General features: G+C 49.6%; 15 protein-coding genes. 1 reads left to right on the top strand and 14 read right to left on the bottom strand.

Annotation, left to right across the window (positions count from 1 at the left end; genetic code table 11):
• Positions 1–15 precede the first annotated feature (15 nt).
• From ACNO7C_RS04530 to ACNO7C_RS04515, 4 genes are read right to left on the bottom strand one after another with little or no spacing between them, the layout of a single operon-like run.
• On the bottom strand, positions 16–906 hold the full coding sequence (locus tag ACNO7C_RS04530) for a 50S ribosomal protein L10 (protein WP_460025769.1): 891 nt from the start codon (positions 904–906) through the stop codon (positions 16–18).
• The gene (locus ACNO7C_RS04525) at positions 903–1,580 is read right to left on the bottom strand and encodes a 50S ribosomal protein L1 (RefSeq protein WP_460025768.1); all 678 of its coding nucleotides are present in this window, start codon (positions 1,578–1,580) and stop codon (positions 903–905) included. Before ACNO7C_RS04525 ends, ACNO7C_RS04530 begins: the two co-directional genes overlap by 4 nt.
• Positions 1,577–2,071, bottom strand: a complete 495-nt coding sequence (locus ACNO7C_RS04520; RefSeq protein ID WP_460025900.1) for a 50S ribosomal protein L11 — start codon at positions 2,069–2,071, stop codon at positions 1,577–1,579. Before ACNO7C_RS04520 ends, ACNO7C_RS04525 begins: the two co-directional genes overlap by 4 nt.
• A 24-nt stretch (positions 2,072–2,095) precedes the next feature.
• Positions 2,096–2,521, bottom strand: coding sequence for a 30S ribosomal protein S19 (locus tag ACNO7C_RS04515; protein WP_460025767.1), 426 nt, complete (start codon positions 2,519–2,521; stop codon positions 2,096–2,098).
• Between the two features lie 359 nt (positions 2,522–2,880).
• On the opposite strand from ACNO7C_RS04515, the gene ACNO7C_RS04510 reads away from it, so the two are divergent.
• Positions 2,881–4,047, top strand: a complete 1,167-nt coding sequence (locus tag ACNO7C_RS04510) for an NAD(P)/FAD-dependent oxidoreductase (protein ID WP_460025766.1) — start codon at positions 2,881–2,883, stop codon at positions 4,045–4,047.
• Positions 4,048–4,072: 25 nt separating this feature from the next.
• Here the strand turns inward: ACNO7C_RS04510 and ACNO7C_RS04505 are convergent, their stop codons facing one another.
• The 10 genes from ACNO7C_RS04505 to ACNO7C_RS04460 all read right to left on the bottom strand — a co-directional run bounded on the left by ACNO7C_RS04505 (position 4,073) and on the right by ACNO7C_RS04460 (position 11,726).
• The gene (locus ACNO7C_RS04505; RefSeq protein WP_318537947.1) at positions 4,073–4,816 is read right to left on the bottom strand and encodes a 50S ribosomal protein L2; all 744 of its coding nucleotides are present in this window, start codon (positions 4,814–4,816) and stop codon (positions 4,073–4,075) included.
• Positions 4,817–4,825: 9 nt separating this feature from the next.
• The gene (locus tag ACNO7C_RS04500; protein WP_460025765.1) at positions 4,826–5,089 is read right to left on the bottom strand and encodes a 50S ribosomal protein L23; all 264 of its coding nucleotides are present in this window, start codon (positions 5,087–5,089) and stop codon (positions 4,826–4,828) included.
• A 2-nt stretch (positions 5,090–5,091) separates the two neighbouring features.
• Positions 5,092–5,892 carry a 50S ribosomal protein L4 gene (gene rpl4p, locus ACNO7C_RS04495; protein ID WP_460025764.1) on the bottom strand — a complete coding sequence of 267 codons (801 nt, stop codon included), beginning with the start codon at positions 5,890–5,892 and terminating at the stop codon, positions 5,092–5,094.
• Between the two features lie 6 nt (positions 5,893–5,898).
• Complete coding sequence (locus ACNO7C_RS04490; RefSeq protein ID WP_460025763.1) at positions 5,899–6,906, bottom strand: 50S ribosomal protein L3; 1,008 nt, start codon at positions 6,904–6,906, stop codon at positions 5,899–5,901.
• 275 nt (positions 6,907–7,181) lie between these two features.
• The gene (locus tag ACNO7C_RS04485; protein WP_460025762.1) at positions 7,182–8,024 is read right to left on the bottom strand and encodes a putative RNA uridine N3 methyltransferase; all 843 of its coding nucleotides are present in this window, start codon (positions 8,022–8,024) and stop codon (positions 7,182–7,184) included.
• Between the two features lie 166 nt (positions 8,025–8,190).
• Positions 8,191–8,403: a FaeA/PapI family transcriptional regulator gene (locus ACNO7C_RS04480; protein ID WP_460025761.1), complete on the bottom strand. Its 213-nt coding sequence runs from the start codon at positions 8,401–8,403 to the stop codon at positions 8,191–8,193.
• Between the two features lie 111 nt (positions 8,404–8,514).
• Complete coding sequence (gene secY / locus ACNO7C_RS04475) at positions 8,515–9,957, bottom strand: preprotein translocase subunit SecY (protein ID WP_460025760.1); 1,443 nt, start codon at positions 9,955–9,957, stop codon at positions 8,515–8,517.
• Positions 9,954–10,406: an uL15m family ribosomal protein gene (locus tag ACNO7C_RS04470; RefSeq protein ID WP_460025759.1), complete on the bottom strand. Its 453-nt coding sequence runs from the start codon at positions 10,404–10,406 to the stop codon at positions 9,954–9,956. Before ACNO7C_RS04470 ends, secY begins: the two co-directional genes overlap by 4 nt.
• Before the next feature lie 231 nt (positions 10,407–10,637).
• On the bottom strand, positions 10,638–11,108 hold the full coding sequence (locus ACNO7C_RS04465) for a 50S ribosomal protein L30 (RefSeq protein ID WP_460025758.1): 471 nt from the start codon (positions 11,106–11,108) through the stop codon (positions 10,638–10,640).
• A 6-nt stretch (positions 11,109–11,114) separates the two neighbouring features.
• On the bottom strand, positions 11,115–11,726 hold the full coding sequence (locus tag ACNO7C_RS04460; protein ID WP_318537956.1) for a 30S ribosomal protein S5: 612 nt from the start codon (positions 11,724–11,726) through the stop codon (positions 11,115–11,117).
• Positions 11,727–11,759 lie beyond the last annotated feature (33 nt).

Genomic DNA, 11,759 nt, shown 5'->3' with positions numbered 1-11,759 from the left:
TATTTAGTTTTATGTTCAAAAGTTCGGATTCCGAGACTTTATGAGGTTATAGAGGACGGTTGCCTCAGCGTGAGCCCTGGCGATCGCGAAAGGCAGGGTCTCCTTTACCGGAAGCGCGGCTTCGAGGGCGAGCGCTACCGCTTCTTGATGGGCCTTTGCAACGAGTAGGTGCACTACCTGGGGTAGAGGAATAGCCGCGTTGAAGGCCAGGTTGAAGGCCCGCGAGTAAGCTTCCTTTATTTTTTCTTTATAGATGCTGGGGTCTAGCTCTACTTCTTCGGGTTTAACAACCCTGCTATCAATTGCTATAAGCTTGATGTTCAACTTGCTCTCAATCGGTTTTACCCCTAGCTTGTTCAGCAAATCGGCGAGCTCCGGTGAAATGGTGTCCCCCGGCTTAGCGGCAACGGTGTCTTTCGCCACCCATATGCTGCCCTCCTGAACCCTTATGGGTATATTGAGCTTATTGAAGAGGCTTATAGCCGGGCCCGGAGGTATCCCGGTGTTGCCAGCAGGAACAACGATCTCCTTGGTGGCTATATCGCCTGGGCGCGCCTCACGCATTATCTTTTGCTTGTCCAGGAAAAGAAGGATCTCGAAGGGGTTATCGTTCGTAAATATGACGGCATTCTGCCCTCGAAGGTAGTTCTTGAACTCATCCACGTACCTGCCGCTCTCTTTGAGCGCGAGAAGGAATAGGGTGTTCTTCACCACCTTGAGCACTGACCCTCTTTGGTTTAGCAGCTTCCGGCTCTCCTTGATGACTGATGAAGGCAATCCCGTGATCCCTGCGATCATGAAGTACTTATAGCTCTTCAGGTAACCAATCAGCTCCTCTACGAGCTTCGCTTTACGTGCTCTCGCTGCGCTCATTCTTCTACCTGGTATGGCTACAGCCACGCTCACTTCGTTTCACCTGCTTTCTCGAGTCTTACAGGTTTACCCATGGTTAGCTTAAAGTATATCCTACCAATATTGTTGTACGTGAATTTCTTGAGCAGTTCGTCCAGGACAGCCTTTGCGTTAGCAGCAAGATGCTCAATGGGCTGATCCTCCACTCCAATCCTGCACATGACAACAGGGTCGTCGCGCAACCTGATTCTGATAGACCGCTTGAACCTCTCTAGAAGGGGGGTTATTGGCGCATTAGGAGGTATTGGTTGAGGCATCTTGCCTCGGGGGCCGAGGAATTTGCCTAGCACACGTCCAACCTGCACCATAAGGTCTGTTTGGGCCAGGAAAAAGTCATACCTCTTCGCAAGCTTCTTAAGTGCTTTCTTGTCGCCAGAAAGCTTCTGCAACCCTTCAGCATCTATCACGAGGTCAGCGCCGGCTTCTCTAGCCTTAAGCGCCGTATCACCGGTTGCTATTACCACAACCTTAGCCAGCTTCGAGGGGGGAGGGTATGGCAGCGTAACGATAGTGTTTATCCTGTTCTCAGGCTTCTTCAAGTCAACATCCTTGAGGGTAACTATCATTTCAACGCTCTGTTTGAATCTCCTTCTCTTTGGAGATGCCTGGAGAGCACTACGAATAGCTTCAGGGATGTTGTTAACGATACTTGCTACCGTTGCGCTCACGATGCCTCACCCTCGTGTTTACTTATAACCTCATCGTACAAACCCTTCTCAAGGTCTGCTATAAATTGCTTCGGGGGCTTCCCATCTATGGTGACACCCATACTTTGGCAGGTTCCCGCTACGGTTTTAACGGCTGCTTTAAGAGTTTTTGCGCCCATGTCCTTCATCTTTATCTTGGCTATCTTTATCACCTGTTCTACCGTAAGGTTCCCGACCCATTCCTTCGTCGACTGGTGGGCCCCCTTCTCAACTTTGAGCTCCTTGACAATAAGTGCCGCGGTTGTTGGAGTCCCGACCTCGACTTCGAATGTTTTCTTTTCGACGTCTACGGTTACCTTGACGGGAACCCGCATACCGGCGTAGTCCTGAGTTAACTCGTTGATTTTCTTAACCACCTGCATTACGTTTAGCCCTAGGGGTCCGAGTGCCGGGCCGATGGGTGGACCTGCAGTGGCTTTACCTCCTTCGATGAGAAAATTGAATGTTTTGATGTTCTGCGACAATATGCTTCACCCCTATTTCAGCGCTACGAACATTGAGGATCTTGTAGCCTTCAAGCCAGGCTCTCCGTGTTCTACTTTCTTTGTTGTGAGCGCGAACTCGCCTAGGTAATGACCTATGCGTTCGGGCGTTATTTCAACCGGGACAAACTCTTTTCCGTTGTGGACGTGTATCACGAGACCTACCATCTCGGGGAGGATAACGAAGTCTCTCAGATGCGTTCTAATGACGGGCTGCTTCTTACCCTCTTGGACAAGCTTATTGGCGCGTCTGATTTTCTCGAGGAGTTTCAGGTGCTCCTCGCTAGTGCCCTTAATTATCGTCCTTAGAATCGTTCTTCGCTGTCTGGAGGGCACAATTTCGATGAACTTCTCTAGCGGCATCTGAGCTAACTCTTCAAAGCTGTACCCTCGGTAGGCGTATTTACTGGACGACTCCATTAGGGTTGCACCTGCCTCACATACGTTCTCGGCAATTTAAGCTTTTTCGATACCCCCTCCACTTATCCCTTACTTTATCGTCATCGTTAAAATGCAAGAGAAGACAAAGGGTATAAAGGGAGCAACACTTGATTTAAGACTCCTTAAGTCACCTCCCAACTTAGCACTCTCCCTAAATTCCCTAAATATCACGACAGTTTCTACCCTTAGAGAACTTGAATAAGCCCTGGGAGATGGGAAAAGCACCTTCATGGAGGCACGAGGTAAGGTAGCGAACTTATCTTGTTGAGAGAGGTAATCTAATAACAACTAAGTTTACTTAAGTGAATATATCTTATCGACTATGAAAAACGTCATGTATGACTAAAAAGATAGTTGTTGTAGGAGGAGGATTCGGAGGCTACTACGCTCTGAAAACACTAAGACAATCTGCGGCTGCAGAGTCTTGTGAGATAACTTTGGTGGACAAGAGTGATAGATTTGTCTACCTGCCCTCGCTACCCTACCTACTCTCGGATAAAAAGACAGTAGATGATATAACCGAGCCTTTCGAGAAGATTTCGAGACGCCTTGGAGTTTCCTTCATTAAAGGTGAGGTTGTAGGAGTATCTCTGAAGAACAAGCAGGTTCTTTTAAGGAGCGGTGAAAGCTTGGAATTCGACTACTTGATTCTCTCGGCTGGAGCTCAGACAGAGTACTACGGAATACCCGGAGCCGAGACTACGATCCCGTCGTGGCGATTGGAAGACTACCTTGAGTTGAAAAGACGGCTCGAAGAGGCTCCACCGGATCACGTGTGCGTTGCTGGTGGTGGTCTTACAGGAGTTGAGGTCGCTGGTGAGCTCGCGGAAAAGCTGGGGCGAGAGAAGGTTGTTATCGTTGAGAAAATGCCTAACTTGCTCCCTACTCTAAATAACCAGCGTGCGAGCGAAATCGTAGAAAGCTTTCTCCGCGTGAGCGGTGTTAAAGTGATAAAAGGCGATGGAGTAAAGCGGGTGGAGGATAACAGGCTTATACTTGAGAGCGGCCACGTACTTGAGTGTTCCCACATCGTCTGGTCTTTGGGCATCAGAGCACCTCAAATTAGTTTCGACTTACCAGTCGAAACTAAAGGAAGGGGGTGGCTAGTAGTAAACCAGACTTTACAGCTTAAGGGTTTTGAGGATGTTTATGCCATCGGCGACATCAACCATTTCGCATACGACAGTGACTACGCGATGAAGATGGCGGAAGAGGCTATACTGCAAGGTAAAACAGCCGCGAAAAACGTACTGAGGCAACTCGAGGGGCAAAAACCCATCCATGTACACAAGCCTATTTTCCTCGCTTCTAAGCCTAAAACCCTTTGCTCAGTCGGCTTTAACAAAGCCATCATGGTCTGGGAAAGCAAGATTCTTTTCGGGAGAACTCCCTACATCAGTAAAATGCTCATTGAGAGCATAGTAATGCGTGATGTAAAGGGAAAACTGGGTGGCGGCGTAGCAACATCGCTAGAAAGCACCATTTTGAGGACAATAAGCGGCTAACCGGAGAAGAAATAATCCTGTATTTTTACTTCTGCGCTCTTGGAACGCCTTTTCTGCGGCCAGTTCTGCGAGCGGCTATATGCCCTACTTTCCTCCCGGGAGGCGCGTTCCGGGGAGCCGGGGTTAAGCCCTTCGGGTGGTGTCCACCTCCAGCTGGGTGCGCGTACGGCGACATTGCCTTGCCTCTTACTTTGGGGTACTTAAAGGACTTGGCACGGGACCAGTGGTACATCTTACCAGCCTTAAGAAACGGTTTTTCGGTACGTCCCCCTGCGGCAACCATACCCACAGTAGCGCGCGCATTGCTGTCCACCTCTTTGACTTTCTTAGATGGAAGCTGCAACAGAGTTTTGCCGTTTGAGTGAGCTAAGATCGTGGCATATGCTCCGCTGCTTCGCGCTATTTTACCCCCGTCCCCAGGGCGAATCTCGATGTTTGAGACTATCGTACCTTCAGGTGCATTGCCTACTTCAATAATGCTTCCAAGCACCACGGGGGCTTTAGCACCGTAGTAGATCTTCTGACCAACCGCCAGTCCCTCTGGAGGTATCATAACCATTTCCCTGCCGTCCTCAAATCTCACAATAGCCAGTGGCGTGCCTCTGCCGGGCTCGTGGATGAGGGCCTTCACGTAGCCGACTAGGACCTTGTTTTTGAACTCCTCTGCGTTGTACTCGGGGTAGCGTGCCGGCGCCACACGCTTCCAGCCTGGATTTCTAAACACTGATCCACCGCGTCCCCTGCGTTGAACCAGTATTCTTTTACCCATTTAAACCACCTATACCATTCCCATACGTGTAGCTATATCTGAGGCCGAGTATTCCTTAGAGAGTTTTACATAAGCTTTTTTCCTGCCGTCCATCGTAATCAAGGTGTTCACCTTCTCAACCTTCACTCCGAACATTCGCTCGACCTCTTCCTTTATTTGTTTCTTGGTGGCGCGACGATCGACTATGAATGTCAGGGTGTTGGCTTGCTCTATCAACCTCAACGTCTTTTCTGTTAAATGCGGCCTAATGATTACACTTTGACCACTACTCATTATCACACCACCATAACGGAGTTAAGTCTCTCCTCTAGTACTTTTAGCGCCCCCACAGTGTAGACCGTGAGGCGCCCGGGTACGCCTCCTGGAGCAAGATGCGACACCGTGAGTTTTTGTGCACTAACAACGTCGACTCCAGGCATGTTTCCGGCAGCCTTAGTCAAATTCTTAGCATCAGCTACGACGATTAGAAGGCTCCTCGGTTTCTTGTACCTGCGTCCGCGCATCTTGCCTTTACCGGCTCTAATTCTCACCCGCTCAGCGGCCCGTTCCACGTCTGCCCAGAGCCCAAGGTTTTTAAGTATTGTTCTTAACTCGGATGCCTTGCTAACCCTCTCGAAATCGTCTGTGACAATTATAGGAAGTTGTTTTTCCGGCACAATGTGACCTCGGCGTTGCACGAGCTCCCTCGAGGCTGTTGCGGCTAAAGCGGAGGCAAGTGCAAGAGTTTTCTCCTTCTTGTTAATGTGCTCTTTGATAATCTTCTCGACTTTTGGGGGATGCGCCCTCCTTCCCTTTACTGCCTGAGGTACTCGGGCTGCTCTTAAACCTCCTTTAATTCTAGCAACTCTTGCGATGCCGTGGCCTACGCCAAGGCTTTCAGCGGTGGTTCGCAGACCAGCAAGGGGATCTGTTCCCTTAGGCTGTAGTTTGGACGTGAAGACTGCAAGGAAAGCCCGTCTAATTAAGTCGAGCCGCACTGGCATGCTGAAGAATTTCGGAAGCTGAACTTTACCGGCTTCCTTTCCTTCTATGTCGTAAACTGTCGCTTCTCTCAGAACAAGTTCGGCGCTACCCATCTACGCTCACCCGCTTGCCTGAGGCCATGACTGAGTGCTTATATAAACTACCTTAGGCGGATCGACTGGCTTGCGGAGTCGTATAGGCATTCTAAGCTTAACTAGCCGCTTAATCGCACCAGGGATGCTTCCTTCAACGAGGATATACTTTGTCCTTATAAGACCGTAGTGAGGCCAACCACCGGGGGGGTTTATGTTCTCAGAGCTTGCATCGCCGATCTTCAGTATCCTTTTATTGTACTCCGTTCTCTGGTGAAAACCTGTTTGACCAGGGAAGGGAGTGTAGAACATTATTGCTGGACCTTGAGGACCTACGCTTCCAATTCTCCTGTGGCCCTTCCGGTGCTTGTGCCACCGCGGCATCTCCATTACCCCAAACCTCTTTACCACGCCTTGAAAGCCTTTGCCCTTGCTGACAGCTATGACGTCCACGTAGTCACCTTCCTTGAAAACCTCTCCTACATCGATCTCCTTGCCTAAACGGTTGAGAGCGAACTCCAGCGCTTCAGATGGCGATCCACCGACAGCTATCTCGAAGACCTCGGGCTTTTTCTTCCCTAGCCCTGTAATACGCGGCTGTGTAGCGACAATCAACCGTACCTCCTGCACTTTGTCGCGGACTTCCTCTATCTTTTTCCTCTGCTCCTCGAAGTAGTTCTCCTTCTTAGGAGCAGTGAACACGCGCTTCAAATCTTCCGGAAGCTTCGGGGCCCATAGCTCTCCTATAGCTTTCAAACCATAAAAGCCCGACGCGTAGACACGAATACCGACAACGCGGAGAGGGGGGACCTCAACGACGGTAACAGGGTACACCCTCTCCTGACCGTAGAAGGGGCTGTTCTTGTTCATCTCCACGCCTACAACGTGAACCATACCCACCTTGTAACCAGCGAAGCCTAACGGGACAACGCTGTTGACTTTAGGCCAGCGACGAATCCTGGCTACGATGCTTCGCGCCCTTTTCCGCGGGTAATACGCTCGAGACCCTCTACGTGGCCTATGACCCTTCGCCATTCACATTCACCACAGCTCCTGAGATACACCTCTTCGCTTTTACAGGTGTAGGTTTATTAAATTTACTCTACACGACCTGTGGTTGAGTAGTCTCCGCTTTTATCAACAGTCCACATTTTTGATTCAGCTTTGCCTTAGTCCCCATAGGCCTCACCGATCACGACGAGGTGTCTAATAAGCGCAGAAACAATGAGGCACGTAGCAGTCGCACCCACTACGTTAGGGGCAGGCCACGCGGTAACAACAGGTTTGGCGACAGCCGGAAAGACGAGGAGTCAATCGAGGACTAAGTTTAGAAGCGATAACGTAGCGAGGACAGCTTCCTCAGTTCTGACTGTGCGTGTTCCTTGACAGGGGATCGTGTTCAAGACGAAATCTGCCAGTTCATCAATATTCGCATTCTCCTCTTTCCCTATCTCATATACCCCTTTCTTCCAGCTACCAAAAAGAAGCAACACCCCTTTAGCTTCCCGCTCTTCCACCTCAGAAGTTAAAGCCTTCAAGAAGGCTAAGTCTACAGTTCTACCTCGCCGAGAGGTGGCAATGATCATAAAATTCCTCCTCTTGTAGTGCTCCACCAAGGGTCGCATTCCTTGGAAGCAGATGACCTTAAACCCCCAGTAAACCTCAACCTCGCTGGATGAAGCCAGGAACCAAGCATCGCCAACTCGCTTCACAGTGACTCGGGATCCTATTTTCCCTTCCCCCACCGCTAGAACAGGCTTATCCAGACCTATGTCTACGAGTACTCTGCCTTCTTTCTTTGCAAGTATAACTCCCTCCCTGTATATTAGATCATCGTTTTTCAGCTGATGAGACGGTATCGCGAGAGGAGGAACTAGGCCAATGTATTTTAAAGAGGGTTTCTTAGGGATGATTTTTCTCCTAAGGTATTGCGGTGTCTCTAGAGCTTCCACAACATCTTTAATAGCGTCACATGGATAGCTTTCGTGAACGTAAACAGCCAGTTCTTCCACTCTGAATATTGCGGCAGCCCTAGCGAGGAGTGCTATGTGAAAGGTTTTCGCCGGTTCTGGAAGGTTGGAGAAGTTTGAGGAGGGCAGAGCTACCGCTCTTGTGTATGTGGGTTTGCGCGGAGGATACGCGCACGTTAGCATCGATTATCCTACTTTTCCGGCTGCTTCTCCTTCGTCTTCGCTGCCTGAGCTTTCTCCTTGGAGAGCTCCCTCTTCTTCTCGATGAAGATGGAGGTCCTTTGACGTCCTCCCATCTTTGACACCTCCTGATTACAGCGCGTTTACTATTTAAATTCACCGTTTAAACCTAGTCAACTGCTACCCAGTAAGCCATTTTCCCTCTTCTTTCCTCCTTGACTTTACCTTCGCGCAGTAGGAGCCTCAAAATGTAGAATACCTGGCTGTGGGAAAGACCCAGGTCTCTCACTATCTCGACTGTCGGGATAGGCCCGTGCTTCCTTAAGTACTCATGGATGAGTTTTTTCCTCTCAATTATTTTGTCAGTAACCTTCCTGGGCATTTTTATTTCACCAGCTTTTATTGCCTTTATGTATATTAAAACTTTATTTTGTCTCAAGAAAGCGAAAGATTGCTTATGAGGTCGAGTTTCACGTACTGTATAGGAGTTACACTACTCGCCCAGTAGCCGCGAAAGCGATGGGTACATTTCCAGTGCACGCTCACTGGCCAGGATCGAGTAGTACTGGATGATTATTCCGACTAGCAGAAGAATTCCTGTACCCCCTCCCATGGCTCTTAGCAGGTCGCTTAGAACGGCGATAGCACCTATCAGAACGCTACTGAGGATTGTCAGACTCCAGATGTATCGCCTGAGCATGTTCGCAATAACCTTCTCACTCTTCCTAAACCCAGGTATCTGTAGTTGAGCTTTGGCAAGCTGCTCAGCTTGGCTCTCGGGATCCATACCGGAAGTTATAATCCATGCAACGCCAAATAAAACCGCTAGGATGATGTAAAGCAAAGAGTATACTAGAACATGCACAGGGTCATTGATTACGGAGAAGAGAGAGCGTGGCGGGGTTATGTAGTAGACCAGGCTTCCCGGCATGGGAATTGGGCCACTCGGAGTGTAGTTGTACATCGCAATTATGTTCAGGTAAGGGTTCGTGTTCCCGGGGTTTACGCGAGGCCAGAGGGCTTGTGTTATCATTACAATATTGGCGTATAATGCGCCTACAAGGATTACCGGCATTACGGAGACATAGAGGAGTTTTAACGGTATGCGCGTGCGCATTCCACTAAACTTGGCGCTCGCCACAGGTATAGTTACTTTTGTGCTTTCAAGGTACGCCAAGAATAGTAGAAGGAAAATCATCGAGGCAAAGCCTACTAAGTCAGGATAGCCCGAGGGGCGAAGTATTGCATAGCGAAGGAGCGTAGAGTTCCCCGTTGTAGCAAAAGTGGCGATACCCACGGCCAGCGATGGGAAAAAGCCATAATACAGGCCATCCGCCAGAGGGCCTATCGGGCTGAACAGTTCCCAGAATATTTGCTGTGCCACTCCGGCAGCTATGAATAGGCTAACTGCGCTACCCACACCCCAGCCTTTCTCAAGCATGTCGTTCATTAGAATAACGAAGATGCTTGCGACGAGTAGCTGGGCGAAAACGAGGTACTGTTGTGTAGTAGTGAGGGCGCCGTATACACCACCGTATATGTAGGCGAAAGCCTCCAGTGCGGCGAAAACAATAGCGGTGAGTTTCTGTAGCCCGGCGAAGGTTCTGCGGCCTTCCCTGGTTGTAAGATCCAAGTTAATTATCTTGCTGCCGACGAGAAGCTCCCACACTATTCCCGACGTGACTATCGGACCTATTCCGAGCTCTATCAAAGTCCCTCTTTTTGAGGCCATGACTATGCGTAGGAACTCGAGTGCACCGATGGTTCCCTGAGTCTGTCTAGGAATACCGTAAAGCGGGATCTGTCCCAATAGGAAGTACGCTATTAGAACTAAGGCCGTCCAGAATAGTCTTTCCCCAAGGCTTGGCTTCCTTGAGGGGCGCTCGACTTCAGGTAGTACTCTGAATATGAGTGATAACCGTTCATAAGTGCTCAATTGGTTTCACCAGGTGTAACGACCTTCCCTCCGGCCCCCGAAATCTTCGCGATAGCTTGCTCGGTAGCCTTATGAACCCGCACTACGATTTTTTTCGAAACCCTTCCACTCCCCGTCAGTTTATTCACACCTAGCAGCGTCAGGTCGACGTAGTAACTGTCACCGCTTCTTGTTGCGACCCCAAGGTTTACGAGCTCCTCTATCTTTTCATCGAGCACACCGACGTTGAGCGCCCTGAACTGCACTACGAGTGATGGATGCCTTGTAAAACCATGCGCCCCGTACCAGTCAGGGGCATACTTTACCGTCCAGCTCCACTTGTGCTTGTGGTAGCCAACACGTCCCCTGCCGCCCTTCCTGCCGCTTCTCCTGTGTTGCGCTACTCTCCCCCACCCGTGTGTTCGGCTACCCCGATAGTACCGGCTTTTCTTTTCACGGCGTCTGACCACGTTGATGCCACCTCAATGAGTCTTAGGGGAGTCTTTTTTAAGTTTATTGCAACTGAGAGTAGAAAGATAGGTGACCGATCGCTTTTCATCCTCATGTTCCCCACTTCCTATTCTTCCACAAGATGATTGAGAGGACTCAAGGCTTAATTTCAAAATTTTGACTTTACAATAGATGCAGTATGAGATTTTAAAAATCCAATGCGTTGATAAGCTGAGAAGTATAAATTATTCCTATAACATTTTAAGTATTAGATCGTTTATGGCTTCCCCTCTATAGCCTGTCTCGCCACCAGCTCTGATATTTTTCTTTATAGTCCCCTTGAAGCCGCCAGAAGGGGGGCGGAGCCTAAATACCGGCTTTAGCCCTGGAATATCTTCTAGCTTAACTTCACCCTTGAGCAGGGCATCTGCGAGCTCTTCAAAGCTCCCATATCCGATTTTTCGCAGATACTCAAGCGTTAACTTCTTGTTGCCAGTTATCCTCGCCCTCCTCTTGAGCAACTCCACCAGCACGTCCCTACGTATTTCACCGTACGTGACCACGCTACTCAGTGTTTTATCAAGCATCCCTCTAATTGAGGGAGTGTCTTGCACCAGTGTAGCATGAAACGTTTTGTGAAGCCTTAAAAGCTCTAAAGCCTTCTCCTCATCCGGGGACCTGTCAGGAATTCCCCGCAACCGTAAAACGAAGAGCAACGCCATCGTGAATCACCAACTATCAGGTGAGTAAAACTTGTAGGTCTCTTTCAGAGCTTCATAAACAGCTTTAGCCATGTTATGCGTTGTGCGCGTTTCTCCGAAAGACCGGGACCACACGTCGTTGATGCCGGCAAGCCTAAGCACAGTTTTAGCTACATCTGAGGCAACAAGCCCGACCCCCTTTGGTGCCGGAATGAGCACGACACGGACGCTACCGCTCTTACCCTCAACCTGAAATGGAACACTGTGCGGCTCTCCGCATAGGCACTCCCAGCTCCCGCAGCCTCTCCGTACAGGTATGATGCTAAGCTTGGCCCTTCTAACAGCTTTGTCTATAGCTGTACCGATGTGTTTGGATTTGCCCATACCTACTCCCACGTAGCCGTTTTCATTTCCAACAGCGACTGTTACTTGGTATTGGCTTACCTCGCCTGAGTCTGTTTGCCTTTGGACGAAGTTAACATTAAGGACTTCGAACTTCAGGTCGGGAAGAAGCGCATCAATGATCTCTACTTCCCTTATTGGGAGATTCCTGGCAAAGATCTCATCGATAGACTTGATCTTACCTTCTGCTACCATCCTTCCGACCTGCGTGCGCGGAACCCAGCTTCCCAACGACACAGAGACCCACCTTCAAGCGTTACACTACGACAT

This window comes from Infirmifilum tikiterense (assembly GCF_054696565.1).
This window is presented reverse-complemented; position numbering and strand designations above follow the sequence as displayed.

Excerpts from the sequence above, each read along its gene's own strand:
- ACNO7C_RS04515 (WP_460025767.1), bottom strand. The coding sequence starts at position 2,521 with ATGGAGTCGTCCAGTAAATACGCCTACCGAGGGTACAGCTTTGAAGAG.
- ACNO7C_RS04510 (WP_460025766.1), top strand. The coding sequence starts at position 2,881 with ATGACTAAAAAGATAGTTGTTGTAGGAGGAGGATTCGGAGGCTACTAC.
- ACNO7C_RS04505 (WP_318537947.1), bottom strand. The coding sequence starts at position 4,816 with ATGGGTAAAAGAATACTGGTTCAACGCAGGGGACGCGGTGGATCAGTG.
- ACNO7C_RS04500 (WP_460025765.1), bottom strand. The coding sequence starts at position 5,089 with ATGAGTAGTGGTCAAAGTGTAATCATTAGGCCGCATTTAACAGAAAAG.
- rpl4p (WP_460025764.1), bottom strand. The coding sequence starts at position 5,892 with ATGGGTAGCGCCGAACTTGTTCTGAGAGAAGCGACAGTTTACGACATA.
- ACNO7C_RS04490 (WP_460025763.1), bottom strand. The coding sequence starts at position 6,906 with ATGGCGAAGGGTCATAGGCCACGTAGAGGGTCTCGAGCGTATTACCCG.
- ACNO7C_RS04485 (WP_460025762.1), bottom strand. The coding sequence starts at position 8,024 with ATGCTAACGTGCGCGTATCCTCCGCGCAAACCCACATACACAAGAGCG.
- ACNO7C_RS04480 (WP_460025761.1), bottom strand. The coding sequence starts at position 8,403 with ATGCCCAGGAAGGTTACTGACAAAATAATTGAGAGGAAAAAACTCATC.
- ACNO7C_RS04465 (WP_460025758.1), bottom strand. The coding sequence starts at position 11,108 with ATGGCGTTGCTCTTCGTTTTACGGTTGCGGGGAATTCCTGACAGGTCC.